Genomic DNA, 26,193 nt, shown 5'->3' with positions numbered 1-26,193 from the left:
TAAAGCTGTACGCTATTGAAACCATACTTCATTAAAGCCATGTGACCATGTGGCAGTAAAGCGTAAATAACAACCTTTCTCCTCACTGATAAACGGCAAGCTGTCTATTCTTTTTTAGGTTGTATCCAAATCGGGCGTAACCAGCGTTGTATTTTATCTTTGCGCAAGAGGAGCAGCAGAGCCGCCATGAGAATGTATAGGCTTGGCTCAAGTATTTCTGACTTTACCGACCAGTAGTAATGAATTGGGGCGAGAATAAGTGCAACGTAGACCCAATTGTGAAGTTGTTGCCAACGTCGCCCCATACGCCGTTGTAATCGTTGTGTGGAGGTGATGGTCAGCAATAAGAGAATAATCCAAACACTGGCGCCGAGTAGCAAATAAGGTCTTTTTATTACTTCACTGCCAATTAAGTGCCATTGCAAACCTAAATCAAGCCAAGCAAATGCCAGTAAATGTAAGATTGCCCAAGCAAAACTGTATATCCCTAATAAGCGTCGACAACGTATTAATTGACCTTGCTTTAGTCGTTGTGCGAAAGGGGAAATCAATAACGTAATCATCAAAGTGTTTAAGGCCGCTTTTCCCGTAAAATGCAAAATGGGTTGGACAGGGTCAGCCCCCAAATAGCCATTTTGGACGGCAAAAAATAGCCACATAAATGAACAAAGTTGGGCGGCATGGATAATGGCCTTTAAGCCAATGATGTGATTCGCTTTTACATTCATTAGTAATTACGCTTTAAATCCAGGTTTTTATATAAAGAGGCAACTTGCTCTTCGTAGCCATTAAACATCAAGGTGGGTTGCCTTGTAGAAGCAAAAACGCTGCCTTGACCAATGAAACGTTCACTGGCTTGGCTCCATCGAGGGTGATCAACATGCGGATTCACATTGGCATAAAAACCATATTCGTCGGGAGCAAGCTTATTCCAAGTAGTGGGTGGCTGTTTTTCCAATAATTGAATTTTCACAATAGATTTAATGCCTTTAAAACCATATTTCCAAGGCACAATTAATCGCAATGGCGCACCATTTTGCGGCGCTAAGGTTTTACCATATAGCCCGACCGTCATTAAGGTTAATGGATTCATGGCTTCTTGGATGGTTAAACCTTCAACATAAGGGTAATCAATACTAGAAAAACCTTTTTGTCCTGGCATTTGTTCAGGATCATACAGAGTTTGGAAGGCCACATACTTAGCTTTACTGGTCGGTTTGACTTGTTCAAGTAACGCGGCTAATGGAAACCCTAACCAAGGCACATTCATTGACCACGCTTCAACACAGCGGTGGCGGTAGATGCGTTCTTCTATCGTCATTTTTTTCAATAACGTTTGAACGTCTAATTTAACCGGTTTAGCCACTTCTCCGACAATGTCGATAGTCCAAGGGTCGGTGTTAAAGTTCTTGGCTTGTTGTGCTGGCTCGCCTTTACCTGTGCCAAATTCATAAAAATTATTGTAACTCAGAACCTTATCTTCCGGTGTTAAGCTTAATTCTGAATTTGAATATTGAGACTGTTGGCCCTGAAGTATCACGCGACTATCGTTTTGAGCTTTATTGTCTGTAGAAGAACGAAATACATCAAATAGATTGGCACTAGCCGATGAAGCGAAAGGGGTGAGCGCGGCCGCAATCCCTAATTTTTTTACGATTTCACGGCGCTGATGATAAATAGCTTCAGGGGTCGCTTGATTCTCTTTTAAATGCCAACTTGGGTGCGATTTTATCAACATATATCCATCCTTGAGTGATTAATACAGCTATTAAATAGGGCTTGTTTAGATAAGACCGAAGGGAAGGGAGAATCATTTCAAGAAAGATGAAAATTAAGAAAATGCTCTTAACTGTGCGCGCTCTTAACTGTACCTACTGATAAAAAGTGAATTTAACAAAAGTCAGCTTATGGAAGGGAATTTTCTATTATGTTTTGATGTCAATGATACAGCGCATCAATAATTGTTACACAAAAGTATTATAAAAGTATGCAAATTGATGCTGTGTCGGTAGATGAATGAGCGTAATGGCGATATTATCATCGAAATATTTGAACAAGATGAACATAATCAGGGCTTTTATTTCAAAAGGTTATTGGTAATACTTGTTTTATTAAACAATATGACTGGTTGATTGGAATGTATTTATGAGTCGAGAAGTAGAGAGTTACAACCTATTAACGAAAATTAATCATTGGTTGTCTGCCGTTGTTGTAATTGGTTTGTTTGCCGTAGGTTTGTGGATGGTTGATTTAAGCTATTACAGCCCTTGGTATCAAGATGCTCCCCATTGGCATAAATCGGTTGGTTTGTTATTAGCCGCTTATACCGTATTCCGAGTATTGTGGAAACTTTTTACGGCTAATCCTACTATTGATGGTACGCCATTTGAAAAGATCTCGGCCAAAATAGCGCATTTTTTAATGTACGCTTTGTTATTTGGGATTTTCATTTCAGGTTACTTAATCTCGACCTCAGAAGGGCGTGGTATCGATATTTTTGATTGGTATACCGTCCCATCATTAGGTGCGTTATTTGAGGATCAATCTGATATCGCCGGATTACTACATTATTATTTTGCATGTATTTTGATTGGCTTAGCATCATTACATGCAATCGCAGCGTTGAAACATCACTTTTACAATAAAGACAATACCTTACGTAAAATGACAGGAGTAAGAAAATGATCAACATGGATATGAAAAAGTGGCTAGCGACCGCGAGCCTTTGTACCACAATGCTTTTACCTATCGGCGCGGTGGCGGCTGATTATACTATTGACACTAAAGGTGCTCATGCTTCTGTCAACTTTCGAGTCAGTCACTTAGGGTATAGTTTTACTCAAGGGCGCTTCAATGAGTTTGAAGGGACCTTTTCTTATGATCCACAAGACATTGCTGCATCAAAAGTGAATGTCGTGGTTGATACAAGCAGTATTGACTCTAACCATGCAGAACGTGATAAGCACATCCGTAGTGATGACTTTTTAGATGTGAGTAAATATCCAAAAGCGACCTTTACCAGTACTAAAGTGACCGATAAAGGTGATGGCAAACTCGCGGTTGATGGCACACTTGAGCTGCACGGTAAATCTTTGCCTGTCACCATTGATGCGGAATTTATCGGTGCGGGTAAAGACCCATGGGGTGGTGAGCGTGCAGGCTTTAAAGGGACTTCACGCATTGACCTAAAAGACTTTGGTATTAAAGAAATGGCTGGCGCAAGCTATGTAGATTTAGATTTATACGTTGAAGGCGTACAGCAAAAATAACAAGTGCTTCTTCAAAATAGACAAAAGGCTCACATCATTAAGGTGTGAGCCTTTTTTATTGTTTTAGATTATGGACGGAAGGGGGATTGGTGAGAAGATCCCCGTTCCCTGCGGCCGCTTTAATCGTAGATTGTAGGGATAGGCTGACGTTTATGTTGTGTAGCTTGATAAATCTTCACTAAGCGATCAACGACTTCTTGACTGACGGCTTTACCTTCTAAAAAGTCATCAATTTGGTCATAAGTGAGATTTAATGCATCTTCATCCGCTTTTTGTGGTGCTAGTTCTTCTAAATCGGCAGTTGGAACCTTCTTCACTAAGATATCGGGCGCTCCAAGCTCTGCCGCAACTTGACGAACTTGACGTTTATTCAAGCCAAATAGAGGCGCAAGGTCGCAAGCTCCATCACCAAACTTGGTATAAAATCCCGTAATGTTTTCAGCTGAATGATCCGTACCCAATACTAACCCGCCAACATAACCGGCCACTTCATATTGTGCTGTCATGCGTGCACGAGCCTTAACATTGCCTTTGACAAAATCCAGCTTACCAAGGTCTGTAGGCAGCAGTCCGGTACCACGAAGAGCTTCATGTGAAGCGGCATTCAATCCATCGACACCGGCTTTGATATTGACTGAAATCGAGTGACTCGGTTTTATGAATGACAGAGCTGCCTGAGCTTCGTCTTCATCTTTTTGTTCGCCATAAGGTAGACGCACCGCAATAAATTGATAATCTGTTGATTGAGTTTCTTGATTTAACTCTTCAATTGCTAATTGAGCTAAGCGTCCACAAGTTGTTGAATCAACCCCACCACTGATACCTAAAACTAAAGATTTACATCCAGATTGTTGAAGCTTTGTTTTAATGAAAGCGACGCGACGGGCGATTTCAAATTGAGCATCGATTGAGGGTAGAACTTGCATTTCTTGACGAATGAGTTGCTCCATGTGTATTCCTTATTGTGCAGCAAAATGTAAATGATTAGACAAGATTATCATATACCCGACTAACCTCAAGATATCCGTGGCGATTGGGCTAAAACAAACAAGGGACTTTCCATCCTCGTTACATCAAGGTAACCTTGCTCGCGGTTGTCATCGTGATACATAGGAAATTGACCGTGAAAATTGCCGTTTTTGGAAGTGCTTTTAATCCACCTAGCTTAGGCCATAAAAGTGTCTTAGAAAGGCTCAGCCATTTTGATTTGATCTTGATGGTGCCAAGTATTGCTCACGCTTGGGGAAAAGAAATGCTCGATTATGACACTCGCTGTGAAATGGTCACCGCATTTATGCAAGATTTGAATTTGCCACAAGTCGAACTGAGTACCATTGAGAGAACGCTTTTAGAGCAAGACGAGGATGCCCAAGCGGTGACTACTTTTGCGCTGCTGTCAGCATTACAATGTCGTTATCCAGCGAGTGAATTAACGTTTGTCATCGGGCCGGATAATTTTTTACAGTTTTCAAAATTTTATAAAGCTCAAGAAATCACGCAACAATGGAGCGTTTTAGCGTGCCCTGAAACACTCCCTGTACGCAGCACCCATATTCGACAACACCTTGAAGCTGGAAGCAGCATCGAGGGTCTCACCACCACCTCAGTAAGCCAGTTCATTCATAGCCATAAGTTGTATCAACAACATTGAGAATGAGTACGTGGTGAGTGCCATTAAGCTCGCGGTTTTAACCGGTCAAAGATTCTTTTAAGCCAAATAATCTTATAAACCACAAAGCACCTTATAAACCACAAAGCACCCTATAAACCAAATCATCTTATAGGCTGAAAAGGGTTATGAACAAGTCACGCCTTGTTATTAGAGAGAGTGATTCGCGATAGACAGACATAACTGTTGTGCGAGTTCATGATTTCCATCAAAGAGATCATTGATGATTTTTTGTGGCTTGCTGCCGGAAGAGCGAGCTTTTATAGCTTGTCTAACTTGTAACGCTAATTGCACTTCAGCTACATCAACCCCTTGTTCCGCAAGATTCGCTTGGCATGATGCTGTTGGTGACAGCGCCTCAAGCGTAAGGTGGGACTCGGTTAATGTCGGCGTTAGTTTTGTCAGTTGAAAATTAAGCGCGGTTAACCAAGATCGTTGTTCCTCATTATCAACATCAAAATCATTGCTTTTAAGTGTGTCTAATAACGCGCTTAAAAGGGGAGAAGCGTCGATAAAACCTGCCTGAAATGGATATACTTGGGTTGAGCGGCTTGAGATTTCGACTTCTAATACCTGACAATTTGGAAAGTAACTGATAGCGGTTAAGCAATCGAAAGGTAGCCAAATACTGTTGCCTGCGGTGACGAGATACTCATTTTTTCCCAAGCGAACGGACATTAAGCCCTTTAAGACCGTCATCAATTTATGCTTGAGAGTCTTTTTGCGTGCGGTTGTATGAAGGTAAGGGTAATGATGGACTTGGTGAGCAATAAGGTAATTCATGTATTTCTATATCGTTATAAAATGACGGGCTAAGATAACGCGTTCCAATCGGTATGCCAAATTTTTTAGCTTGCTCAAGGTGTAGATTTGTTTGGTCGTGAAGCAAAAATCGTACAAATTGTGAGGGGTTAAAACAGAGTTTGGTCAAACTTGAACTTGAAACTATTCACTATTTCTACGATTTCATGTACTTTACTGCCTCAAAATTGGCTTTACGTTAGATTGCGCCTGTTTATTTTAAGGGGATCAACGTAAAATAACGTGTTTATTCATAACTGCAGTAAATTAATGAGCATAGATAGCGATCCATATAAAGAAATTCGTCCCTATAATGATGATGAAATTCCAGCCGCGTTAGAACGATTAATTAATGATAAAGATTTCATTAATGCGATCATAAAATATCGTTTTTCGCATAAGCCTGCTTGGTTTAAAAAGCTGATTTTTCCGATGATCAAAGTGTATCTGAAACTCAAGTGGTCAAAGCTTAAGAGTGTTGATGATATCCAGCATGAAGTCGAACACTTTATGGATTCTACACTCAACAAAACCACCAATGGTGTGACCTACTCAGGTTTAGAGAAACTCGATCCACAACAAGCTTATCTTTTCGTATCCAATCATCGTGATATCGCCATGGACCCCGCCTTAGTGAATTGGGGACTATACAACAATGGACATAAAACGGTTCGTATTGCGATTGGTGATAACTTACTAAGAATGCCGTGCGCGACAGAAATGATGAAGTTGAATAAAAGCTTCATTGTGAAACGCTCAATCAAAGCACCACGAGAGATGATGAAGGCGTTGGCATTATTGTCTTCATACATTAAGCATTCTTTGGAAAATAATCATTCCATTTGGATCGCTCAGCGCGAAGGGCGAGCCAAAGATGGCAGAGATTTAACCGAACCGGCCATTTTAAAAATGTTCCACGTAGAAGGGCGTCGTCAAAAAATAGCCTTTCCTGAGTACATTAAGTCACTAAAAATTGTCCCTGTTTCGATCTCATACGAAAATGATCCTTGTGATCTTGATAAAGCCAAAGAGCTGTATGAAATTGAAGTCAATGGTCGATACGAGAAAAGTGAATTTGAGGATATTAGTAGTATTGTCAAAGGTATTATTGGTGAGAAAGGTCGCGTTCACGTCAGTTTTGGTGATGTGATTACTGATGATTTTGAGAGTGCCGATGAATTAGCCCAAGAGCTTGATCGTCAAATTCATGACTTATATCGCCTGTATCCTGTCAATTTATTAGCTGCCGGCAAACAAAGTGATTCGATTACAGAAGAAGTGGAAGCACATTTTGCGAAAAAACTAAAAGCACTACCGGAAGGTGCACAGCAAAAGTTAGTTGAAATGTATGCCAATCCTGTCGCCTATAAGCAAGATATTGTCTAATTAGAATAATTGAGTTCAAAAAAAGCAACTGTATTCGCAGTTGCTTTTTTTATACGTGATAAACGCAATATTATTAACGATTTAAAGAACGGCTTTGCAATTCAAAAATCAGTTTTTCAGCGCTGCATTCAAATTGAATACGAGCAGTTAATTGTGTTGCGTCATCCGCAATATCTTCGATTTCATGTTTATAGGCAGGGTTAACACGCTCTGCTAATTGAAGATATGGATTTAATTGAGAGAGTAAAACCTCTTTTCCTTGGGCAAAAATAGTGACTTCGGCAACATCATCACCTTCTTTAATGATGAATCCCATTTCCGCACTGCAGCCGCAAGCTTCACATACTTGGTTTTCAGCTACTTCATAATCGGTTTCGGTTGTCATATATTTATCCTCATACAAAAACTGTGGGTACTTTACGCCTGATTTTATGCAAAAACCAGGAAAATACGCTGAGATAAACAATTTTCAGCTACTTTGGCATGATCACCGGGAAACCGTATTTGGGATGTGTCGAAATTATAGTCTGTTGCCCATATACTTGCTCTATATTGGTTGGCGATAAGGTTTGCCATGCATTACCATCCGCCACAATATCACCTTCATGAAGTAATAAAATTCGGTCGGCATATTGCGCGGCGAGGTTTAAATCATGTAATACAATTACGACGGCAGTACCTGTTTGTGCCATTTGTTGAGCCAGTTGCAAGGTCTTATGTTGATAGGATAGATCCAGTGCAGAAGTGGGCTCATCTAACATGAAAATTCGATGGGCATCAGCAAAATGCAGTTGAGTTAACACCCGAGCAAGATGAACCCGTTGTTTTTCTCCCCCCGAGAGCTGTGGATATAAATGCTCAGCCAACTTATCAATACCAACTTGGCACATTTTTTCCTGAGTGATGTTTTGCAATTCTTCTTTTGATACTGCTAAGGGTAAGCCACCGAGTTCAACCACTTCTTTGACTAAGAAAGGAAATGATAGCGTACTGTGTTGCGGCAAGATGCCTAAATGTCTGGCTAATAGGGTTTTGTCCCACTGTTGTGCCGGTTTGCCAAAATAATGCAGTGTCGGAGTAGGTTCTGCTGAAGAGTTCGGTAAATTCATCTCACCACATAACAGCTTTAATAAGCTACTTTTGCCCGCACCATTTGGGCCTAGCAAGGCAGTGACACAGCCGAGATGAATATCTAAGTTGATGTTGTTTAGAATCGTTTTCTGACCAAACTTTAATGACAGGTGTCTTGCTTTGATAGCAACATTATTTTGAGCCAAGGGTAAGTTTTTTGGACGCACAAAGATTTGGTTGGCTTTATCAAGGTTTTGTACGGCCATTTTTTTCGATAGATTTTCAATGGAAAACATTAGATAAAGCGTCCTTTTTGTTTAAATAACAAATATAAGAAGAAGGGAGCTCCCACCAGTGCTGTCACTATCCCAACCGGTAGTTCTGCTGGGATGATTGCTATGCGCGCAAACATATCAGCTACGGTTAATAATAATGCTCCGAGTAAAATCGATACCGGCAATAAAGTTCGATGATCGGGCCCAACCAGCATTCGTCCTAAATGTGGGATAACTAAACCGATAAAACCAATGGCACCGGTTAAACTGACACAAACTCCGACGCCAACCGCTGTTAATAAGATCAGGCGACGTTTTAATGCTTGTATTGGGACGCCTAAATGTTTGGCTTCAGCATCACCGAGTAACAAGGCATTTAAGGCTGGGGCTTGTTTGATAAATAAAACTGAGAGTATCAGCAAGGTGGCAGCAGCGAGTAAAATACCACTCCAATTGGCGCCGGCTAATGAGCCCATCGACCATAAAGAGAGATCTCGCAGCATTTGATCGTCGGCAATGAAATTTAAATAACCAATCGCCGCGCCAGATAAGGCACTGATTGCCACTCCGGCTAATAACATGATGGTGACCGAGGTGCCCAAACGGCTGGTTCCCATTTTATACACAGCAACAGTGGTTAATGCGCCGCCTAAAAAAGCAAATAAGGGAATGGCGGCGATGTTCATAAATATCGGATATTGAGCTGAGATACCAGAAAAGAACACAATCGCTAAGGCTGCCCCTAGAGCGGCTCCGGCAGATACACCTATGATCCCAGGTTCAGCTAATGGGTTTCTGAAAAGCCCTTGCATGACCGCACCACATAATCCCAAAATCGCACCAATGAACATACAAAGTAAAGTTCGAGGTAATCGCACTTGATGGACGATTAACTCAACATGTGTTGGTAACCCCTCATTCATGAATAACATGCTTTGAATACTGTGGGTTAAGCTGATATTCATCGGACCAACAGTAATCGAAACCAATGAAGTGAGTACAACAAGGGTCAGAAACAAAAATATCACATGGGATAATCGGGCTTTCCTTAGCATGTTAAGGTCCTATTGTTGTGGATAAATAAGGGCTTGAACACGGTGCGCTTCTGATAACGTCATTAAACCTAATCCACCAACCAATGCTTTGCCATCAATAGGGAGAATAGACAACGATTGTCCTGCTGGAGTTGCCGCCAGTAATGGCATTTTTTTCAATACCGCTTGAGGACCACCAAGCTCTTGATAACTACGGCCACTCACTAAGATAATATCCGGTTGCATTGCCACCATAGATTCTACGGAAATGGGTTTGTAAGACTCTAGATGTTCGGCTGCGGGGTTGATGGCACCAATAAGCTGTATCAAGGCATCTGGTGTAGTATTGTTTCCTGCAACATTCGCTGGACGGCCTTCATGAATGAGTAAAAAAAGCACTTTCTTAGGTGTGGTTGGCTTGACACTAGAAAGTGCGGTTACTTGTTGGTGAACTTGCTGTTTAATGGCTGCTGCTTTGTCTTGTGTGCCAGTCAGGGCGGCAATTTCATCAATACGTTTATCTAACCCGGTAACGGAACTTTCATTATTCACCACCGCAACGTTAATATCAGCTTGCTGCAGTGTTTTGAGTGTGGCATCTGGGCCCATTTCATCGGAACCGATTAATAAAGTAGGGTGCAGAGCGATCAATCCTTCGGCAGAAAGTTGTCGGTGGTAACCCACAACCGGTAAAGTTTTACCTTGTGGTTGGACACTTGTGACATCAATCGCCACTAATTGGTCACTTGCCTCTAATGCTTCAACAATTTCAGTGACTGCAGAGCCGGCACTAATAATGCGTTCTTGTGCCATAGAAAAAGGTGATACAAGAAAAGACAGCGTTACCACTGGCACAGTAATAAGATATTTAAACGTGTTTAGAGTCGGTGAAAAAACAGACATTAATTGGTCTCCTCCATCAAAATTTGAGTTGCAGCAATATCGTTTTCATGGAGCAATCCAAATAGCTTCACCATGTGTTGAATTTCTGCGTGTTTATCTGCAGCAATCACCAGATCTTTATCTGGAGCAGCGGAGACTTTTTCTAACAACCCGGATTGAAAGGCTTCCCAGTTGTTATAGGTTTGGCCATCAATTGCCCAGTATGGGGCTTGATTTAAAATATTAATGGTTAATGATTGTTTCTCTAATGCTTTAGAGGCTGCGGTCTCACTCGATGGTAATTGAACATCTAATGACTTTAATTTGACCGATGCCGTTAACATTAAAAACACCATAACAATAAAAATGATGTCTAGCAGTGGCGTTAAATCTGGGCCGATGGAAGATTCAATAGGATGACGATTGGACTTAATCATTGAGCACCTTTGAGGATGAGTCATTCATCGGTTTTGATACTGGCGATAAAGCAACGTCAACCCCTTCAATCCATAGATTGACTCGATTCATAGCATGTTCTGCTTTAGCTAACAGCTTTTCACTCCATAGGGTGAATAATTGGGCTGAAACAATCGCTGGCAACGCAATAATTAAGCCTGCGGCAGTCGTTCTCATAGCCAACCCCAAGCCTTCGGCTAAATCATTCGGTGTGATGTTGCCTGAACTGGCCGCAACGCCTTTAAACATTTCAATCAAGCCAAGAACTGTCCCAAGTAAGCCTAATAAAGGACTGATCACACCAATTAAGGTCAATAATTTTATGCCGCTTTGTAGGTGGTGACGTTTTTCTTGTAGCCACATTTCAGCCACATCTTCACGTAAACTTTTTTCTGTTGTGGATTGATACAGCAAAACGGCCACTCCTTGATACAGCATGGCTTTACGTTGAGAAAATTGCTCTGCTAAGGTGTAAATTGCGGGCAATTGCTGAGGGGTAAGCATCGATAAGTGACGTGTAAATTGAGCTCGACCAATAGAGAGGTTGAGTATTAATAATAGCAAGCGATCAAAGATCAGGATTAAGGTGATCAAGGAACATAACAATAATGGCCACGCCATCATGCCTAATTGTTGTTCAATAAGAGATAGATAAGTCATGAATTAATCCAATTTAAAACGAACAGGAATTTGAACACGGTGGGCCATTGAAACACCGTTAACAGTACGAGGGGAAAACTTCCATTTTTTGATCGCATCCAGTGCCGCTTTATCTAGCATGGCTGCACCTGAGGAAGACAGTAGGCTTTGCTTGATTTGAGAGCCATCTTCATCAAGCCAGATTTCATACATAGCCGTGCCTTCAAGGCCTCGTTTTTGTGCGAGGCGTGGGTATTTAGGTTTTGTCGGTGGGGCTAAAAAATTAGGTTGCTCAATTAAGATGGGCATCTCAGAAACACCACTTTTAGTCAGTGCTTTTGATCTTTCACTGCTATTCTTAATAGGACTTTTAGTAGGTGTGAATGAGTCATTAAACGTAGGTGGTTCCGGTTTCTCAGCTTTTGGCTGATTAGCCGCAACTTGTTTTTTTGGAGCCGATATTTTTTTAGATACGACGGTGTTTTTTTGAACTAAATCTTTAGATGTCGCTCTAACTAACTCAGCTTTAGAAGCCGGTTTATTTGGCTTTGTCGCTGGAGTTGAGGTAGAGGGCTCTGCTGCTATTGTGTTAGCTTTATTCGAGTAGTTCTCTATTTTTTTATTGATTACCGGTTGGCTAGCCGGCTGTACAAATTGCACAGCGATCGAAGTTGATTGGCTACCGACTGGCATAGCCAAGGCATTGCTCACTTCAAATTGAGAGAAAATACCAGCATGTACCGCAATAGATACGGTGGCGGCTAATGTGTATCGACTGACGTTCACACCAAAATGTCCTTTTGAACGAACCTTAATTTTGGTGATTATTGATCACAATCTAAATAATATCAATTATCAATTGCATTATCATTTGGGTGAAATTATGATTTGCAACAGTTAGGTTTATCCCTCAATGAAATTATTAATTAAAATGAGTAAACACAATGGAAAAGGCTCAGTTACAACAAAAAGTCAGTCAGCTTATTGAAAGTGATCCGAATATCTTACCTTCCTCATTAGCACAAAACTTTAACGTCAGTGAAGGGGAGATTATTTCTGTATTACCAAAAGAAATGGTGACCGTTATTTCTGGAGATCACGCTCAATCAATTTTAGAAAGTATTGTGGGTTGGGGGCCTGTCACCACCATCGTTCACTCATTTGGTTCTATCTTTGAAATAAAAGCGCCATTTCCAAAAGGTAAAATCGCGCATGGTTATTACAATCTGATGGGAAGATCAGGAGAGTTACACGGTCACTTACGTTTAGATTTAATTACTCACGTTGCGTTAGTTTCAAAACCTTTTAGAGGAAAAGAAAGTTATTACTTTGGCTTTTTTGATAGCGATGGCAACAGCATTTTTAAGATTTATCTTGGCCGCGATGAGAAGCGAGTTTTATACGCTGATCAAGTAGAAAAATTCCAACAAATGAAATTAGAACTGACCGAATAGGACAAATACATGGAAACTCAATCTCTTGTAGACAACAATGTTAAAAAAGAAAGATTACAAAACCGTTTAGGGCCAGAAATTCAGGAGTTTAGGCAAGAAAGACGAACCCTTCAATTAGCAACGGTGGATCACAATGGTCAGCCGAATGTTAGCTATGCACCATTTGTGGTTCATCAAACGGGTTATTATGTATTAATTTCAGAGATTGCTCGCCATGCCAGAAATTTAATGGAAAACCCTCAAGTGTCATTAATGCTGATTGAGGATGAAGAGCAATCGAAACAACTATTTGCCCGTAAAAGGTTAACCTTTGATGCGGTAGCAAGTCTTGTTGAGCGAAATACGGACGAATGGCAAGCCGTGGTCACTGAATTAGAGCAGCGTTTTGGTGAGATTGTCAGCGGTTTAAGCCAACTTGAAGATTTTAAATTGTTTTGCTTGAAGCCAATCAAAGGTTTATTTGTAAAAGGGTTTGGTCAAGCATTTCAGGTTAGCGGTGATGATTTAGTCGATTTTGTTCACTTAGAGCAAGGACATAAAAAAATCACGGATTAATGTCCACACGCCAGTTCTTGAGTACTCTTGATTCGACCGAGTGCAGCATAAAGGGAAGTGATGTTGCTTCCCTTTATGTATATCTAACCTTATCGCATTTGTTAGATGAAATTAAACAATGATTGAGGTTATTGCTGACAATGCGGCTTTGCGGTTGTGTATTTCGGTAATTGCTTGATTTCTTTGGTAAGATCTTGAATTCGAGATTGATGTGAAGGATGCGTTGAGAGCAGCTCCGGAGGTTGATTTCCTGCCGATGCTTTTGCCATATTCTTCCATAACTGAATACTTTGTTGAGGATCAAATCCGGCTTTGGCCATTAAATCTATCCCCATAATATCCGCTTCGGTTTCCTGCGTTCTGCCATAAGGTAAGGTTATGCCATACTGCACACCTAAACCGAGAGCTCCCATCGTCATAGAGCGATATTCACTGCCAGATAAGGCGATATCGGTGATTTGTAAACCTGTGTTTGTTATTTGGCTACGAGACATACGCTCATTGCCATGATTTGCTAATACATGTGCGACTTCATGCCCTAAAACAGTAGCAAGTTGGTCTTGATTAGTAGCAACCTTTAATAGACCGGTATAGACGCCAATTTTACCGCCTGGTAAAGCAAATGCGTTGACTTGATTGGAATCAAAGACCACCACCTCCCATTGCTCAAAACTAGCTTGTTTCGGCACTTGTTTGGTGATCGCATCGGCGACACAATGAACATAAGCATTAAGTTGTTTATCGGTACTGAGTTTTTCAGATTGCTTCATTTGCTCAAAAGACTGACTTCCTAATTGAGCCATGTCACTTTCAGAAAACAAAATAATTTGACTACGACCTGTCGGAGAGGAAGCACAGGCGGTCAATAGGGCTGTCAGTGTTATACTGGATATCAGTGTTACACCGGATATCATTGTTTTAAATGGTATATGTATTGAGCTAGACATTGAGAACCTTATACAATCCCTTATTGGTTATTCATCATTATATTATCAATCACACGAATTATCTGTTCATTCTTGCTTGCAATCATGGCAGATGAGAATATGTTAACCATTCGTTTAATCACATCAATAAGGCCATTATGATCTGGAAAAAAGATGTCACGTTAGAAAGTTTAAATGCAACCTCAAAAAATACCTTGATGGAGCATTTGAATATTGAATATGTCGCGATAACCGACAATACCCTTTCTGCCACTATGCCGGTTTCCAATATTACGCATCAACCGATGGGATTGTTGCATGGTGGGGCATCAGTGGTTCTCGCGGAAACGCTCGGCTCGCTGGCAGCAAATATGTGTGTGGATGAAAACGCTTATTGTGTGGGGCTTGATATCAATGCTAATCATATTCGCGCGAAAAGAAATGGCGTTGTCACTGGCACTACTTGGCCTATCCATATTGGTGTCTCGACTCAAGTTTGGCAAATTGAAATTGTTGATGAAGAGCAACGTCTGCTTTGTACCAGTCGGATCACCATGGCGGTGAAAAAGCGGAAATGATCATCACCTTCAGCCAAGGCAAAATCATTGCCAATCTTCATGATATTGTGGTGCGATTTCATTCCCTTCCCGGTGTCAGCTTGCAAGCCCAAGTGGATGCGATACAGCTCATCGGACGCGGTGCCAATGTCGTGACTGCTCATGATATGCAATGCCAATGGTCTTTACCGCTCGACAATGAGCAACAAATACAACAACTAGCCGAATTTTTAGGCATTGCGATTCAATAAATCATGATATTAATCACAAGCTGTTGGCAAGATTTCTCTTAGTAAAGCTGCTAAAATAGGAAATTACTTCTTACCTTTTTATAGTTGAGTTTCCCCTTTAATGAGTAGCCCACGTTTACGCACACAATTTGAACGTCTATTTGAACATTTCCAAGGTGAAGATTGCGCTATCCAGCTCGAGGAACTCACCGATGTATTATGTTGTACGCGCCGTAATACACGGATTGTTTTGAATAAACTGGCAGAAGAAGGCTGGATAGAATGGATCCCTGCGGCGGGACGCGGAAAATTGTCCCGCTTGGTTTTTAAACGAAATAAGGCCGATGTCAGTGAAAATCTAGCGAAACGTTACTTAGAGGAAGGTAAAATTGAACATGCTTTGGCGGTCTTAGATAACGACCCCGCACGCCTGACACAAGTGTTTCAAGGTTATCTGGGGTTTAGCCATTTAGAAGGGCAACAAGTCATACGTTTGCCTTATTATCGCCAACTTGCCACTTTAAACCCTCATAAGCCTACACGCCGTTCTGAGCAACATATCATACGTCAAATTTTCAGTGGTTTAACCCGATTAGATGAGCAAGAAACGGTGCAGCCTGATCTTGCACATCACTGGGAAATGCTATCACCTACGCACTGGCGCTTTTATTTGCGTTCAGGCGTTCGATTTCATAATGGTGACCGCCTGACGATGCTTGATATTATTCACAGCATTCTAAAACTGAAAAAATGGACACTGTTTGAGCACATTGAGCAGGTTGATTCACCCTCAAATAACACCTTAGATATCTTTTTAACTCAAGACGATTACTATTTACCTCTCTTACTGACGGAAACACCCGCCAAGATTATCCAAGCGACAGTAGATGAAGAAAGTTTTGATCTTACACCCAATGGAACCGGGCCATATAAAGTCGTTCGAAATGATAATGCGCGGCTAGTGTTGGAAGCGTTTGAACATTATTTTGGTTATCGACCTTTAATTGAAAGAGTGGAAGTGTGGGTCATTGATGAAGCGCATTCTTCGATGGTTTATCCTAGCTTAACCCATCCGAATAATATTACCTCGGAAGGGCAATTTACCGATGTGGAGCTTGATCCCGGTTGTACTTATCTCTTACTGAATCGTCGTAGCGGCCTTGGTCAAGATGATCAATGGGCACATTATCTGGCACAAAAATTAAATCCTTTTGCGCTGCTCAGAAAAATTCCCGATCAAAAGGTGATTGAGCTAGGTTTGTTGCATGCTCATGGTTTAAAACCAGGCTGGCACCATAGTGGGATGCTCGAAACAAACCCAAGGCCCCCTGAGAGCGCGCAAGAAACGAAAAAGGCATTAACCATCGCTTATCATGGCATGCACCCTTTATTTCCTTATGTTATTCAAGCAATTAAAGCATTATTAAAAGAAGATAATATTGGTGTTAAAACTGTGAAGTACGAGCTAACCATAGATAATCCTGATGAGATTGATCTTTGGTTAAAACCAATGGGGCTGGCCAATAATCGTAAAGATGCTTTGTCGGGCTGGCTATTAGGATATAGCGATATTGATATCATGAGCACACCTGAAAATTTTGCCCAATGGAAGTCGATGGTATCTGATTGGCGTTCTCAACCTAATCAAGTGTTCCCTGCAAAAGAGTTGGCAAAACAATTAGTTCAAAGTTATCAATTAATTCCGATGTTCCACTGTTGGCTAGGAGTGAGTCAAGAACAGTGCGGGTCGTTACAAAATGCGAGCTGTAACGCTTTAGGTTGGTTTGATTTTAGCCAGGTCTGGGTGAAACCAGAATAATCACTCTACACTAATAAGAAATCAGGGGGAGAATGAAGATGGAAACTCAAGAAGGGTATGCGATCGTTTTATCGACCACCAATGAAGAAGAATGTCGCCAGAACATCATCAATGCGTTATTACAAGCTAAGTTAGCGGCTTGTATTCAAGTGATGCCAATAACAAGCTATTACCAATGGCAAGGTGAAGTGAATCAAGATCAAGAATCTTTGTTGATCATTAAAATTTTGCATCGACATTATGCCGAAGTTGAAAAGGTTATTTTAGAGCATCATTCTTATCAAGTGCCACAAATCATCATGTTGCCCATTGAAACGGGATTTCCTGAGTATTTGCAATGGATACAGTCCAGCAGCCACTCATAAAGCCACCTCGATAATTTAAACTAAGTAGAATTTGATATGCAGACTGTTTCCATTTTAGTGGATGTGCAAAATATTTATTACACCACCCGAGACCAATACCAACGCCACTTTAATTACAATGCTTTTTGGGCTCATGTGTTAAAAGATCGTCGTTTAATTAAGGCTAATGCTTATGCCATCGCGCGTAGTGATGAGAAACAAAAGCAGTTTCATAATATTTTGCGTGGTATTGGTTTTGACGTAAAACTGAAACCGTTTATCCAAAGACAAGATGGCTCGGCCAAAGGGGATTGGGATGTCGGCATTGCTTTAGATGCTATTGAATTAGCTGAAATATCGGATGTGATTGTTATTGCTTCTGGTGATGGCGATTTTGATTTGTTAGCTCAGCGCATCCAGCAAAAATATGGAAAAAAAGTCGAAGTGTATGGCGTACCCGGATTAACGGCGAACTCATTAATTGAATCCGCCGATGAATACATATCGATTGATGGGGCTTTGTTATTGTAGGGCGTTGATTATTTTTCCTCTGGCAAGGTTACATCATCAGAGGTTAAAGCGGACTCTTGCGCCTCTAATGCCATTTTTTCTCTTTCTGCTTTAGAGATATATTTGGGTTTGTTAGAGGTGTGAAGTTTCGAATTTTGCTTTTTTAAGCGCTTCTTTAAAATCGAATTAATTTTTTTCTTACGGTTCATCATCAATCTCACGTGGAAAATAGTGGCGCATCATAGCAAACAAAATGCATTATGTTGATCTATTTACGCATTCACCCCTTTTCATTCAGAATTTTGTTCTATATATTCGAGTCCCATTTTTATCAAGGCTCGAATTATCATGACTTGCGAGATTTACAAAGATTTCATTTTTGAAGCAGCACACCATTTACCTAACGTTCCAGAAGGGCATAAATGTGGACGTCTGCATGGTCATTCATTCTTTGTTCGCTTATATATTCAAGGTGAGGTGGATTCAACGACGGGTTGGATCATTGATTTTGGTGATGTAAAGAAAGTCTTTGCACCGATTTATGACCAACTCGATCATTATTATCTTAATGATATCCCAGGGTTAGAAAACCCAACGAGTGAAGTATTGGCTAAATGGATTTGGGACAAAGTCAAACCACTACTACCACAATTGAGTAAAGTAGAAATCAAGGAAACCTGTACAGCAGGCTGTCTCTACCAAGGTCAATAAAGGCGAATATTCTATGTATAAGGTCAATGAAATATTCCAAACCATTCAAGGTGAGGGGATCTATACTGGGGTGCCGGCGGTGTTTATTCGTCTTCAAGTGTGTCCTGTTGGATGCGCTTGGTGCGATACAAAGCAGACGTGGACAGCTGAAGAGCATGATCAAACGTCATTGCAGGATATTATAGTTAAACAAGGTGATAGCCCAAGTTGGTGCCAATCTAGTGTTGATGACATTATTACGCTATATCAAACGCAACATTATACCGCTAAACACATTGTCATTACCGGGGGCGAACCTTGTATTTATGATTTGCGTCCTTTGACTGAAGCCTTTGAAGCACTAGGTTGTCAATGTCAGATTGAGACCAGTGGTACGTCGCCGATTCAATGTTCAGAGTCTACATGGGTGACAGTGTCACCTAAAATTGCTATGAAAGGTAAATTAGAGGTGCTTGACTCGGCTTTGCAGCGAGCAAATGAAATCAAGCACCCAGTAGGTACGCAAAAAGACATTGATCAGCTAGATGCTTTACTGTTGCGCGCTGGCTGTGAGTCTAAATCCAATATCGCATTACAACCTATTAGCCAAAAGCCACGAGCAACTGAGCTTTGTATGGAAGTATGCATTCAGCGAAACTGGCGGTTATCTATCCAAACGCATAAATACTTAAACATTGCATAACGATTAAAGACAGTATGATGTTGTAAGGCTCTTCAATGAGCCTTCTTTTTATCAACATAGTGCACTATAACTAATAGTGATGCGATAAAATAGATCAGCATTACGCTGATCTATCTATACACTCTTTATTTCTTATCTTAGAAAGAAAAGGGAAAGTATTGTCTTAGAGCACTTATTTGCCTGCAACCATGTGAGATTTGCGTTTCACGCTCATTGCAAACATATAAAGCGATGTGGCTAATAGAATCATAAACAAAAAGCCAATCAGACCTTCAGGATTATTCATCCAGCTTTGTGCTGCTACTGGGCCGAGTACCGAACCAACGCTATAAGCCAGTAACATGACTTGAGTGGCTGATACAATATAGCTTTCTTCTAAGCCATCACAACCTAAGCTAATCGCAAGAGGATAGATAGCGAATGCCGCCATACCTAATAAGACTAAGCTTACCGCTAAAACAACCAAACTTGAGCTTAATGTTGTTAGACCAATCGCAAATACACCTAATAAACAAAATAGGCCCATTAATAGCTTTTTACCCATAAATTGGCTAGACCATGAGACCAATGGTTGTACCAGCATGGCACCCATCACCAATAGCGCCATCAAGCTTCCAATCGATGATGTTGATACATTTCTATCATGTAGCTCTAACGGCATTAAGCCATAAATTGAACCAATTAACAGGCCAGAAACCATACAACCAATCACTGCAGCTTTGTTCATTTTGAGAACTTGTTTGACATTTAAAGCCACATGATTTTCAGCTGCTGGTTGTTGGCAGCGACCAAAACAAAGAATCAAGGTACTAATGACAAGCAAGACTAAAATGCTGACAAATGGCCATTCACTGTCCATCGAAAACAAGCCAATACCTAATTGACCTAAGGTTCCGCCGCCGTATAAGGCCGCCATGTACAAACCTAAACGTTTGGCACGTGTTTTTTCTTCACCGATGAGTAGCCAAGATTCTACTACTACGAAAATACCCGCTACCGCAATACCAGCAATAAAGCGTGTGAATAGCCATGCTTCAAGCGTTGGTACCAGTGGCATGCTGACAACGGTTAATGAAAATAGCACTAAAAAGATAATAAATGATTTTTGATGACCAACCTTGGCAACAATTGGTTCGATAAACATTGCACCTAATAGCAAACCGGCATAAAAGGCACTCGCTAACCAACTTGCTGCATCCGTGCTTAAACCGTATTGGTTAAGCATTAATGGGATCAAACTCATCAAATAGCCTGAAGCGACAGCATATAAAGACAATGCTGCAACAGGGATTATAAATGATGATTTGGATGAAGCTAAAGGTACGTCGTTCACCGCCATACTCCACAAGGTTTAGTAATCGATAATTTAATGAGGGGATTTGCGGCGAATATGGGGCTTATATCAGATGAAGTAAAACGAGTTTTTTTTGATTTTACGATAAATAAAATCGATTATAGTGAAAAGTGTTAATTGAGTGACTCAAGTAGTCTAAATATTAGCATTTTAGACTACTTAATAGGGGATTTTGTAGGGAAGACTATTTAAGCAAAGCTTGATTTAACCATTGTAAAAATTGACCTTTTGGTAAGGCACCATTCAATGAATCCACTCTTTTTCCAGCTTTAAAGACCATGATGGTTGGAATGCTACGAATTTGATACATTGCTGCTAATTCTTGTTGCGATTCGGTATCTATTTTTACAAATCGAGCTTGGCCGGTAAATTCTGCCGCTATCTCTTCAAAAATAGGGGCAAATCCCACACACGGATTACACCAGGGAGCCCAAAAATCAACGATAATAGGCAACTCACTAGTTAACAAAGCGGAAAAGTTGTCAGAGGTTGCAGTGACCGGCTTACCATCGAAAAGAGGCGACTGACAACGACCACAAGTGGCTTTATCAGAAAGACGTGCATACGGCACTTTGTTTTTTCCGCCACATTGTGGGCAAAGTGAAATAAAAGTAGACATAACCATTCTAGTTTATAGTGATAAACAGGTCAAACCAGCATATCAGTTTTGTGTTAATTATCGTATACTAATTGGATGTTAAAAATAAACAAAAATAACAAATTTATAAGGTAATTCTATGGCCAATGTATACGCTGAAATTACTGGCTGGGGCAAATGTGTGCCGCCTGCTGTATTGACCAATGATGATTTAAGTACATTTTTGGAAACCTCTGATGAATGGATTCGAAGCCGCACGGGTATCGAAAGCCGCAGAATTAGCCATGTTGAGACCTCAGATCTTGCCACTGTTGCAGCTAAAAATGCCATGCAAGCCGCCGGGGTAACCGCAGATGAGATCGATTGCGTTATCGTGGCAACTTGTTCTCCAGATACGTTAATTCCAAATATCGCTTCTAAAGTACAAAGCAACCTTGGTATTCAAGTGGCGGCGGCATTTGATTTGAATGCCGCTTGTACTGGTTTTTTATATGCTCTTGAAACGGCGACTCGACTGATTCAAGCAGGTAATTATCGCAATGCTATTGTGATTGGTGCTGAGCATTTATCATTTTATCTAAACTGGACACAACGAGACACGGCGGTTTTATTTGGTGATGGTGCTGGCGCGGTCGTATTAACCCGCCGTGAGCAAGAACAACCTGTCGGTTTACAACAAGCTTCTTTAGGCTGTGATGCGGAAGGCCGTGATATTTTAGCCATTCCAAAATTTGGTACTGGGATGGATCGCTTTGATGCTGATAATGGCCATTGGAGCTTTGAATTTGTTGGCCGTGATATCTTTAAACGTGCAGTAAAAGGCATGACTGCCGCGACTCAAAATGTGTTGGAACGCTCAGGGTTGACCAAAGATGACATTGATTGTGTGGTTCCTCACCAAGCCAATATTCGTATTATTCAAACCTTGTGTGATTTTGCAGGCATTCCACAAGATAAAGCCTTTGTAAATATTCAAAAATACGGCAATACCTCAGCGGCGACTATGCCCATTGCCTTATGTGAAGCGGTAGAACAAGGTTTCATCAAGCCAAACCAAAATATTCTCGTTGCCGCTTTTGGCGCCGGTCTAACTTGGGGAGCCGGAATGATTAAATGGGGCGAGCGGGTTACTCCATTGGAAGCACAAACCGCTGAACTTGCACCTTGTGATAAGTCAGCGCTACAACTGCTAGAAGAAGCTATTGCTCACTGTAAAGCCCATAACAAATCATAAGTGATTGTGTTTTAAAGATTAACATTTCATAACTAATGGCCATAACATGACTCATGTTGTGGCCTTTTTTATCGCTTTTAATTTTTATCGCAATAATTGAATATTCTCCTTTCCATTAGTCATGACATAATTTTCGATGCTGAATTGTTGTGACATTGTCATAAGTTAAAAATCTCCTCATATCATCAAATGGGTTCGATCACTTTTAAAAATACTCATAACCATTGAATTAGTATTTACTAATTCAGGTTAATCTAATATATTGTGCGCAATAAATAACCTTAAACGTATGAGGTAAAAATGATGATTCCATGGCATGCCTTATTAGGGGGGATGTTACTTGGTGTCTCCGCGGCACTATTGTTACTTTTTAAAGGTAAAATCGCGGGCATCAGTGGCATTCTAAATGGCGCAATTACTCAACATTCAACAGATAAGCGGTGGCGGGTTCAGTTTTTATTTGGATTGATCGTTGGTGGCGCGCTTGTTAACGCTGTTATTCAACCTGAGCTCTCTGCCATTCCGACACAGTATTCAAGTTCTCTGTTTACTATGATGATAGCGGGTTTACTCGTCGGTCTAGGGACTAAGCTTGGTAATGGTTGTACTAGTGGTCACGGGATTTGCGGAATTGGCCGTTTTTCATTACGCTCTATCATCGCTACTCTCATTTTTATGCTTGTTGCAGCTTTGGTGGTATTTGTGCGTTTGCATGTTTTATAGGGGGTTCAAATGAAAAACTTTGCTTTTATCCCGTTATTATCAGGATTGTTGTTTGGCGCCGGTATGGTCATATCGGGGATGGTTGACCCAGATAAAGTGATTGCTTTTTTAGATGTGGCAGGAGCATGGAAAGTAGATTTAGCGTTTGTGATGGGAGGGGCTTTATGTGTGTTTGCCCCGATTTATCATTTTGTGATCAAGAAAAGAACTCAAGCCTTAGATAACAGCGAATTAAGTCTTAACCTTAAACGAACTATCGATAAGCAATTAATCATAGGGGCAAGTTTATTTGGTGCCGGGTGGGGAATAGCCGGAATATGCCCAGGCCCAGCGTTAGCATCGATTTCAAGCTTCAATATCAGTTTATTGGGATTTATTGTCGCAATGATAATAGGCATGAAAATCATGGGAGCGATCCAGAATAAGCCTCAATAAGTGCTCTATACTTAAGTTACGATTGTCACCAGCGCATCAATGATGAGAGTCATCCAGCAGGAGGTATCATGGAATTGCATCAACACACCTTAACAAGCTTATTTGAACAACTGGGGTTACCGAGTTCACAAGCTGAAATCCAAGAGTTTATTCGCTGTTACTCACAAAAAATCGATCATACGTTACCCATACATAAGGCAGACTTTTGGAATCCTTCTCAAGCAGCCTTTCTCAAAGAAGCCAAAGAAGACGATGCTGATTGGGTAGAAGTTGTTGATCAGTTGGATAATCTATTACGTTCCGTTCACTAAATTGATCACAGTCAATTTAATGGTGAGTTTTTACTTCATTGGACTTTCATAAATAGACACCTTTAATAAAAGTAATGATAATTATTATCATTACTTTTTGGGGGTTTCTTATGCTAAAGCACAATGACATTATTGATATCAGTCCATATCTTGCTTCTGAAACAGGGCATCGATTTCAAAAAAGACACGCTACTATGCCTTGGCGTAGTTCATTACCCGTTGATTCCAGTGAAGTAGCAAGCTGTTGGTTACAGTTACTTAATACTCCTCAAGCACAAGCAGCCCCTCAAAAAAGACTGGTGTATGTCCATATTCCTTTTTGTGAAACCCATTGTACCTTTTGTGGATTTTATCAAAATAAATTTACCGACTCTTTAAGTGAACATTATGTGGAAGCGCTAATTAATGAGATCACCTCTGAAGCTGAGAATCCTTTATATTCTAGTGCGCCTATCCATGCCATTTATTTTGGTGGCGGTACGCCAACTGCCTTGAGCGCTACCCAATTATTTCGAATTATCACAACGCTACGACAAGTGTTACCCGTGACCCCCGATTGTGAAATTACGATAGAGGGGCGAGTACTTAACTTTTCTCAAGATAAAGTGGACAGTTGCATTGATGCTGGGGCAAACCGCTTCTCTGTTGGTATTCAAACCTTTGATTCTAAGATTCGTAAGCGCTTAGCAAGAACCTCAACCGGTGAAGAAGCACAAACATTCATGCAGAGTGTCGTGGCGCGCGATCAAGCGGCCGTGGTGTGTGATTTGTTATTTGGATTACCCAACCAGACCATCGAATCTTGGCATCGCGATTTACAAATTATTCAAGATATCGGCTTGGATGGAGTCGATCTTTATGCTCTCAATGTTTTGCCAAGCACCGCTTTAGGTAAAGCGGTCACCAATGGTCGAGTTCAGATACCTTCGCATGAACAAAGCAAAGCATTCTATTTGCAAGGGTGTGATGTCTTGGATAAGGCCGGTTGGCAAATGATCAGTAACAGCCATTTTGCGCGTACAACTCGAGAGCGTAATCTCTATAATTTATTAATTAAACAAGGAGCTGATTGCTTGGCATTTGGCTCTGGTGCTGGCGGTTCAATCAATGGTTATTCTTACATGCTACAACGTAACTTAACGCAATACATTGAAGCGGTAAGCCAAGGAGAGAAGCCGATCATGATGATGACTAAATCCTTAGGTAAGCAAAGCTTTTGGCATCATCAATTGCAAGCTGGGATTGAACAAGGTCGAATTGACCTCGGGGAAATTACTCCTTTTGCTGAAAAATTAACACCGTTATTATCACAATGGCAGCAATGCAATATTATTCAATCAGACTCTACGCTTGTACGCTTAACCAATGAAGGACGTTTTTGGGCAAGTCACTTGTTAACCAGTCTACAAGAAATTATTCCGAAGCTGACGGCTCACTCTGTGTTACAGCGGCATAGCATTGATATACTTAATGTGACTGAGTGTGATACTGCGGTTTAATTATTATTGCTCAAGGCTTGGTAAATACGTTTAACAACGGCAATAGATTCTTGATTATCCCCATGAACGCATAGGGTATCCGCTTGTAATTCTAATGTATGACCTTTGATGGTGGTCACCGTACCAAAATTGGCTAATTGCATTGCTTGATAAAAGATATCTTCAGCGTTGTGATGTACCGAATTAGGATGTTGACGAGGTAGGAGTGAACCATCATCTTTATAAGCTCGGTCAGCAAAAGCTTCAAATAATAAAGGAACATCGTATTCATCAGCGATATCTAAATAAGCCGTATTGTCTTTTTTGGCCAATACCATCAAAGGAAGCCCGGTTGGCATTACGGCTTGAACAATCGCTTCAAAAATATCAGCATTACTCATCATGTCATTGTATAAAGCTCCATGAGGCTTAATGTAATCTACTTGGGTATCATAAAACTGCGCTAAACTTTGTATGGCACCAATTTGATAACTGATTAAATGGGAGATTTGTTCAGGTGTATGGGAAATTGAGCGACGGCCAAAGCCCAATAAATCTTGATAGGAAGGATGAGCTCCAATACTGACGTTATGTTTTACGGCCAACTGGATCGTTTTCGCCATCACATCCGGATCTGCAGCATGAAATCCGCATGCAATATTCGCCATGTGGATATAGGGGATCACTGCTTCATCTTTGCCCATCGTCCAATGACCAAAGCTTTCACCCATGTCACAGTTGAGTTTCATTTTAATGGTTTCAAGAGTCATTTTATTTCGTCGCTATTTCG

34 protein-coding genes are annotated in these 26,193 nt (G+C 40.8%); 18 read left to right on the top strand and 16 right to left on the bottom strand.

The genetic code is table 11. The features are described 5' to 3' along the window. Positions 1 to 104: 104 nt before the first annotated feature. Positions 105 to 728, bottom strand: a complete 624-nt coding sequence (gene msrQ, locus VCA1004_RS05935; protein ID WP_086984309.1) for a protein-methionine-sulfoxide reductase heme-binding subunit MsrQ — start codon at positions 726 to 728, stop codon at positions 105 to 107. Next, the gene (gene msrP / locus VCA1004_RS05930) at positions 728 to 1,738 is read right to left on the bottom strand and encodes a protein-methionine-sulfoxide reductase catalytic subunit MsrP (RefSeq protein WP_086984311.1); all 1,011 of its coding nucleotides are present in this window, start codon (positions 1,736 to 1,738) and stop codon (positions 728 to 730) included. Before msrP ends, msrQ begins: the two co-directional genes overlap by 1 nt. Positions 1,739 to 2,145: 407 nt before the next feature. Between msrP and VCA1004_RS05925 the strand changes: the two genes are divergently transcribed. Together VCA1004_RS05925 and VCA1004_RS05920 are read left to right on the top strand one after the other, a co-directional pair. Then, positions 2,146 to 2,685 carry a cytochrome b gene (locus VCA1004_RS05925; protein WP_086984313.1) on the top strand — a complete coding sequence of 180 codons (540 nt, stop codon included), beginning with the start codon at positions 2,146 to 2,148 and terminating at the stop codon, positions 2,683 to 2,685. A gap of 11 nt (positions 2,686 to 2,696) precedes the next feature. Next, positions 2,697 to 3,269 (top strand): YceI family protein, encoded by a 573-nt coding sequence (locus tag VCA1004_RS05920; protein WP_086984662.1) that lies wholly within the window; start codon positions 2,697 to 2,699, stop codon positions 3,267 to 3,269. Positions 3,270 to 3,388: 119 nt separating this feature from the next. On the opposite strand, the gene nadE is transcribed toward VCA1004_RS05920, so the two are convergent. Next, a complete protein-coding gene (gene nadE, locus VCA1004_RS05915; protein ID WP_086984315.1) occupies positions 3,389 to 4,219 on the bottom strand; it encodes an ammonia-dependent NAD(+) synthetase in 831 nt (276 codons plus the stop codon). A 173-nt stretch (positions 4,220 to 4,392) separates the two neighbouring features. Here nadE and VCA1004_RS05910 point away from each other — a divergent pair, with 173 nt between their 5' ends. Next, positions 4,393 to 4,920: a nicotinate-nicotinamide nucleotide adenylyltransferase gene (locus tag VCA1004_RS05910; protein ID WP_086984317.1), complete on the top strand. Its 528-nt coding sequence runs from the start codon at positions 4,393 to 4,395 to the stop codon at positions 4,918 to 4,920. Positions 4,921 to 5,088: 168 nt separating this feature from the next. Here the strand turns inward: VCA1004_RS05910 and VCA1004_RS05905 are convergent, their stop codons facing one another. Next, positions 5,089 to 5,721: a hypothetical protein gene (locus VCA1004_RS05905; RefSeq protein ID WP_086984318.1), complete on the bottom strand. Its 633-nt coding sequence runs from the start codon at positions 5,719 to 5,721 to the stop codon at positions 5,089 to 5,091. 288 nt (positions 5,722 to 6,009) lie between these two features. On the opposite strand from VCA1004_RS05905, the gene VCA1004_RS05900 reads away from it, so the two are divergent. After that, entirely contained in the window at positions 6,010 to 7,125 is a 1,116-nt protein-coding gene (locus VCA1004_RS05900; protein ID WP_086984320.1) for a 1-acyl-sn-glycerol-3-phosphate acyltransferase, read from the top strand. 73 nt (positions 7,126 to 7,198) lie between these two features. On the opposite strand, the gene VCA1004_RS05895 is transcribed toward VCA1004_RS05900, so the two are convergent. The 7 genes from VCA1004_RS05895 to VCA1004_RS05865 all read right to left on the bottom strand — a co-directional run bounded on the left by VCA1004_RS05895 (position 7,199) and on the right by VCA1004_RS05865 (position 12,268). Further along, positions 7,199 to 7,510, bottom strand: a complete 312-nt coding sequence (locus VCA1004_RS05895) for a DUF406 family protein (RefSeq protein WP_086984321.1) — start codon at positions 7,508 to 7,510, stop codon at positions 7,199 to 7,201. Positions 7,511 to 7,598: 88 nt separating this feature from the next. Further along, a complete protein-coding gene (locus tag VCA1004_RS05890; protein ID WP_232012578.1) occupies positions 7,599 to 8,492 on the bottom strand; it encodes a heme ABC transporter ATP-binding protein in 894 nt (297 codons plus the stop codon). Next, a complete protein-coding gene (locus VCA1004_RS05885) occupies positions 8,492 to 9,526 on the bottom strand; it encodes a FecCD family ABC transporter permease (protein WP_086984322.1) in 1,035 nt (344 codons plus the stop codon). The genes VCA1004_RS05890 and VCA1004_RS05885 overlap by 1 nt, the downstream gene beginning before the upstream one ends. 9 nt (positions 9,527 to 9,535) lie before the next feature. After that, positions 9,536 to 10,408: a heme/hemin ABC transporter substrate-binding protein gene (locus tag VCA1004_RS05880; RefSeq protein WP_086984323.1), complete on the bottom strand. Its 873-nt coding sequence runs from the start codon at positions 10,406 to 10,408 to the stop codon at positions 9,536 to 9,538. Beyond that, entirely contained in the window at positions 10,408 to 10,824 is a 417-nt protein-coding gene (locus VCA1004_RS05875; protein WP_086984324.1) for an ExbD/TolR family protein, read from the bottom strand. The genes VCA1004_RS05880 and VCA1004_RS05875 overlap by 1 nt, the downstream gene beginning before the upstream one ends. Then, positions 10,817 to 11,503, bottom strand: coding sequence for a MotA/TolQ/ExbB proton channel family protein (locus tag VCA1004_RS05870; RefSeq protein WP_086984325.1), 687 nt, complete (start codon positions 11,501 to 11,503; stop codon positions 10,817 to 10,819). The genes VCA1004_RS05875 and VCA1004_RS05870 overlap by 8 nt, the downstream gene beginning before the upstream one ends. 3 nt (positions 11,504 to 11,506) lie before the next feature. Beyond that, a complete protein-coding gene (locus VCA1004_RS05865; RefSeq protein ID WP_086984326.1) occupies positions 11,507 to 12,268 on the bottom strand; it encodes an energy transducer TonB in 762 nt (253 codons plus the stop codon). 158 nt (positions 12,269 to 12,426) lie between these two features. Between VCA1004_RS05865 and hutX the strand changes: the two genes are divergently transcribed. Both hutX and hutZ read left to right on the top strand, forming a co-directional pair. After that, the gene (gene hutX, locus VCA1004_RS05860; RefSeq protein ID WP_086984327.1) at positions 12,427 to 12,936 is read left to right on the top strand and encodes a heme utilization cystosolic carrier protein HutX; all 510 of its coding nucleotides are present in this window, start codon (positions 12,427 to 12,429) and stop codon (positions 12,934 to 12,936) included. A 9-nt stretch (positions 12,937 to 12,945) separates the two neighbouring features. Continuing rightward, positions 12,946 to 13,491, top strand: coding sequence for a heme utilization protein HutZ (hutZ, locus tag VCA1004_RS05855; protein WP_086984328.1), 546 nt, complete (start codon positions 12,946 to 12,948; stop codon positions 13,489 to 13,491). 128 nt (positions 13,492 to 13,619) lie between these two features. Here hutZ and VCA1004_RS05850 read toward each other — a convergent pair whose 3' ends face one another. Continuing rightward, positions 13,620 to 14,405: a M48 family metallopeptidase gene (locus VCA1004_RS05850; RefSeq protein ID WP_086984664.1), complete on the bottom strand. Its 786-nt coding sequence runs from the start codon at positions 14,403 to 14,405 to the stop codon at positions 13,620 to 13,622. A 167-nt stretch (positions 14,406 to 14,572) separates the two neighbouring features. Between VCA1004_RS05850 and VCA1004_RS05845 the strand changes: the two genes are divergently transcribed. The 5 genes from VCA1004_RS05845 (at position 14,573) to VCA1004_RS05825 (ending at position 17,898) form a co-directional block, all read left to right on the top strand. Continuing rightward, positions 14,573 to 14,995 (top strand): hotdog fold thioesterase, encoded by a 423-nt coding sequence (locus VCA1004_RS05845; RefSeq protein ID WP_232012641.1) that lies wholly within the window; start codon positions 14,573 to 14,575, stop codon positions 14,993 to 14,995. Next, a complete protein-coding gene (locus tag VCA1004_RS05840; protein ID WP_086984330.1) occupies positions 14,992 to 15,225 on the top strand; it encodes a DUF3389 family protein in 234 nt (77 codons plus the stop codon). The genes VCA1004_RS05845 and VCA1004_RS05840 overlap by 4 nt, the downstream gene beginning before the upstream one ends. Positions 15,226 to 15,325: 100 nt before the next feature. Beyond that, positions 15,326 to 17,023, top strand: a complete 1,698-nt coding sequence (locus VCA1004_RS05835) for an SgrR family transcriptional regulator (RefSeq protein ID WP_086984331.1) — start codon at positions 15,326 to 15,328, stop codon at positions 17,021 to 17,023. Between the two features lie 38 nt (positions 17,024 to 17,061). Continuing rightward, the gene (cutA, locus tag VCA1004_RS05830) at positions 17,062 to 17,388 is read left to right on the top strand and encodes a divalent-cation tolerance protein CutA (protein ID WP_086984332.1); all 327 of its coding nucleotides are present in this window, start codon (positions 17,062 to 17,064) and stop codon (positions 17,386 to 17,388) included. Between the two features lie 36 nt (positions 17,389 to 17,424). Then, complete coding sequence (locus tag VCA1004_RS05825) at positions 17,425 to 17,898, top strand: LabA-like NYN domain-containing protein (protein ID WP_086984333.1); 474 nt, start codon at positions 17,425 to 17,427, stop codon at positions 17,896 to 17,898. A gap of 8 nt (positions 17,899 to 17,906) precedes the next feature. On the opposite strand, the gene VCA1004_RS05820 is transcribed toward VCA1004_RS05825, so the two are convergent. Then, positions 17,907 to 18,086, bottom strand: coding sequence for a DUF2986 domain-containing protein (locus tag VCA1004_RS05820; protein ID WP_086984334.1), 180 nt, complete (start codon positions 18,084 to 18,086; stop codon positions 17,907 to 17,909). Between the two features lie 139 nt (positions 18,087 to 18,225). On the opposite strand from VCA1004_RS05820, the gene queD reads away from it, so the two are divergent. Further along, positions 18,226 to 18,588, top strand: a complete 363-nt coding sequence (queD, locus tag VCA1004_RS05815; protein ID WP_086984335.1) for a 6-carboxytetrahydropterin synthase QueD — start codon at positions 18,226 to 18,228, stop codon at positions 18,586 to 18,588. A 13-nt stretch (positions 18,589 to 18,601) separates the two neighbouring features. Further along, positions 18,602 to 19,270, top strand: coding sequence for a 7-carboxy-7-deazaguanine synthase QueE (gene queE, locus VCA1004_RS05810; protein ID WP_086984336.1), 669 nt, complete (start codon positions 18,602 to 18,604; stop codon positions 19,268 to 19,270). 172 nt (positions 19,271 to 19,442) lie between these two features. Here the strand turns inward: queE and VCA1004_RS05805 are convergent, their stop codons facing one another. After that, on the bottom strand, positions 19,443 to 20,609 hold the full coding sequence (locus tag VCA1004_RS05805) for an MFS transporter (protein WP_086984337.1): 1,167 nt from the start codon (positions 20,607 to 20,609) through the stop codon (positions 19,443 to 19,445). Positions 20,610 to 20,808: 199 nt separating this feature from the next. Next, the gene (trxC, locus tag VCA1004_RS05800; protein ID WP_086984338.1) at positions 20,809 to 21,243 is read right to left on the bottom strand and encodes a thioredoxin TrxC; all 435 of its coding nucleotides are present in this window, start codon (positions 21,241 to 21,243) and stop codon (positions 20,809 to 20,811) included. A 118-nt stretch (positions 21,244 to 21,361) separates the two neighbouring features. On the opposite strand from trxC, the gene VCA1004_RS05795 reads away from it, so the two are divergent. The 5 genes from VCA1004_RS05795 (at position 21,362) to hutW (ending at position 25,424) form a co-directional block, all read left to right on the top strand. Then, on the top strand, positions 21,362 to 22,456 hold the full coding sequence (locus tag VCA1004_RS05795) for a ketoacyl-ACP synthase III (RefSeq protein WP_086984339.1): 1,095 nt from the start codon (positions 21,362 to 21,364) through the stop codon (positions 22,454 to 22,456). Between the two features lie 300 nt (positions 22,457 to 22,756). Next, entirely contained in the window at positions 22,757 to 23,179 is a 423-nt protein-coding gene (locus tag VCA1004_RS05790) for a YeeE/YedE family protein (protein ID WP_086984340.1), read from the top strand. A gap of 9 nt (positions 23,180 to 23,188) precedes the next feature. Next, a complete protein-coding gene (locus VCA1004_RS05785; protein ID WP_086984341.1) occupies positions 23,189 to 23,614 on the top strand; it encodes a DUF6691 family protein in 426 nt (141 codons plus the stop codon). Positions 23,615 to 23,682: 68 nt separating this feature from the next. Beyond that, complete coding sequence (locus tag VCA1004_RS05780) at positions 23,683 to 23,925, top strand: DUF2789 domain-containing protein (protein WP_086984342.1); 243 nt, start codon at positions 23,683 to 23,685, stop codon at positions 23,923 to 23,925. Between the two features lie 110 nt (positions 23,926 to 24,035). Continuing rightward, complete coding sequence (hutW, locus tag VCA1004_RS05775; protein ID WP_086984343.1) at positions 24,036 to 25,424, top strand: heme anaerobic degradation radical SAM methyltransferase ChuW/HutW; 1,389 nt, start codon at positions 24,036 to 24,038, stop codon at positions 25,422 to 25,424. Here the strand turns inward: hutW and VCA1004_RS05770 are convergent. After that, entirely contained in the window at positions 25,421 to 26,173 is a 753-nt protein-coding gene (locus VCA1004_RS05770; RefSeq protein ID WP_086984344.1) for a 5-oxoprolinase subunit PxpA, read from the bottom strand. The two genes, hutW and VCA1004_RS05770, sit on opposite strands and share 4 nt — an antisense overlap. Positions 26,174 to 26,193 lie beyond the last annotated feature (20 nt).

Origin of the sequence: Vibrio aphrogenes, assembly GCF_002157735.2 — a bacterium.
In the GTDB taxonomy this organism is placed as follows: Bacteria; Pseudomonadota; Gammaproteobacteria; order Enterobacterales; family Vibrionaceae; genus Vibrio; species Vibrio aphrogenes.
The sequence above is the reverse complement of the archived record's forward strand: the minus strand, read 5'-3'. Positions and strand labels throughout refer to the sequence as shown.

Coding starts and splice junctions, on each gene's coding strand:
- msrQ (WP_086984309.1), bottom strand. CDS start 728: ATGAATGTAAAAGCGAATCACATCATTGGCTTAAAGGCCATTATCCAT.
- msrP (WP_086984311.1), bottom strand. CDS start 1,738: ATGTTGATAAAATCGCACCCAAGTTGGCATTTAAAAGAGAATCAAGCG.
- VCA1004_RS05925 (WP_086984313.1), top strand. CDS start 2,146: ATGAGTCGAGAAGTAGAGAGTTACAACCTATTAACGAAAATTAATCAT.
- VCA1004_RS05920 (WP_086984662.1), top strand. CDS start 2,697: ATGAAAAAGTGGCTAGCGACCGCGAGCCTTTGTACCACAATGCTTTTA.
- nadE (WP_086984315.1), bottom strand. CDS start 4,219: ATGGAGCAACTCATTCGTCAAGAAATGCAAGTTCTACCCTCAATCGAT.
- VCA1004_RS05905 (WP_086984318.1), bottom strand. CDS start 5,721: ATGAATTACCTTATTGCTCACCAAGTCCATCATTACCCTTACCTTCAT.
- VCA1004_RS05900 (WP_086984320.1), top strand. CDS start 6,010: ATGAGCATAGATAGCGATCCATATAAAGAAATTCGTCCCTATAATGAT.
- VCA1004_RS05895 (WP_086984321.1), bottom strand. CDS start 7,510: ATGACAACCGAAACCGATTATGAAGTAGCTGAAAACCAAGTATGTGAA.
- VCA1004_RS05890 (WP_232012578.1), bottom strand. CDS start 8,492: ATGTTTTCCATTGAAAATCTATCGAAAAAAATGGCCGTACAAAACCTT.
- VCA1004_RS05885 (WP_086984322.1), bottom strand. CDS start 9,526: ATGCTAAGGAAAGCCCGATTATCCCATGTGATATTTTTGTTTCTGACC.
- VCA1004_RS05880 (WP_086984323.1), bottom strand. CDS start 10,408: ATGTCTGTTTTTTCACCGACTCTAAACACGTTTAAATATCTTATTACT.
- VCA1004_RS05875 (WP_086984324.1), bottom strand. CDS start 10,824: ATGATTAAGTCCAATCGTCATCCTATTGAATCTTCCATCGGCCCAGAT.
- VCA1004_RS05870 (WP_086984325.1), bottom strand. CDS start 11,503: ATGACTTATCTATCTCTTATTGAACAACAATTAGGCATGATGGCGTGG.
- hutX (WP_086984327.1), top strand. CDS start 12,427: ATGGAAAAGGCTCAGTTACAACAAAAAGTCAGTCAGCTTATTGAAAGT.
- hutZ (WP_086984328.1), top strand. CDS start 12,946: ATGGAAACTCAATCTCTTGTAGACAACAATGTTAAAAAAGAAAGATTA.
- VCA1004_RS05850 (WP_086984664.1), bottom strand. CDS start 14,405: ATGATATCCGGTGTAACACTGATATCCAGTATAACACTGACAGCCCTA.
- VCA1004_RS05840 (WP_086984330.1), top strand. CDS start 14,992: ATGATCATCACCTTCAGCCAAGGCAAAATCATTGCCAATCTTCATGAT.
- VCA1004_RS05835 (WP_086984331.1), top strand. CDS start 15,326: ATGAGTAGCCCACGTTTACGCACACAATTTGAACGTCTATTTGAACAT.
- cutA (WP_086984332.1), top strand. CDS start 17,062: ATGGAAACTCAAGAAGGGTATGCGATCGTTTTATCGACCACCAATGAA.
- VCA1004_RS05825 (WP_086984333.1), top strand. CDS start 17,425: ATGCAGACTGTTTCCATTTTAGTGGATGTGCAAAATATTTATTACACC.
- VCA1004_RS05820 (WP_086984334.1), bottom strand. CDS start 18,086: ATGAACCGTAAGAAAAAAATTAATTCGATTTTAAAGAAGCGCTTAAAA.
- queD (WP_086984335.1), top strand. CDS start 18,226: ATGACTTGCGAGATTTACAAAGATTTCATTTTTGAAGCAGCACACCAT.
- queE (WP_086984336.1), top strand. CDS start 18,602: ATGTATAAGGTCAATGAAATATTCCAAACCATTCAAGGTGAGGGGATC.
- VCA1004_RS05805 (WP_086984337.1), bottom strand. CDS start 20,609: ATGGCGGTGAACGACGTACCTTTAGCTTCATCCAAATCATCATTTATA.
- trxC (WP_086984338.1), bottom strand. CDS start 21,243: ATGTCTACTTTTATTTCACTTTGCCCACAATGTGGCGGAAAAAACAAA.
- VCA1004_RS05795 (WP_086984339.1), top strand. CDS start 21,362: ATGGCCAATGTATACGCTGAAATTACTGGCTGGGGCAAATGTGTGCCG.
- VCA1004_RS05790 (WP_086984340.1), top strand. CDS start 22,757: ATGATGATTCCATGGCATGCCTTATTAGGGGGGATGTTACTTGGTGTC.
- VCA1004_RS05785 (WP_086984341.1), top strand. CDS start 23,189: ATGAAAAACTTTGCTTTTATCCCGTTATTATCAGGATTGTTGTTTGGC.
- VCA1004_RS05780 (WP_086984342.1), top strand. CDS start 23,683: ATGGAATTGCATCAACACACCTTAACAAGCTTATTTGAACAACTGGGG.
- hutW (WP_086984343.1), top strand. CDS start 24,036: ATGCTAAAGCACAATGACATTATTGATATCAGTCCATATCTTGCTTCT.
- VCA1004_RS05770 (WP_086984344.1), bottom strand. CDS start 26,173: ATGACTCTTGAAACCATTAAAATGAAACTCAACTGTGACATGGGTGAA.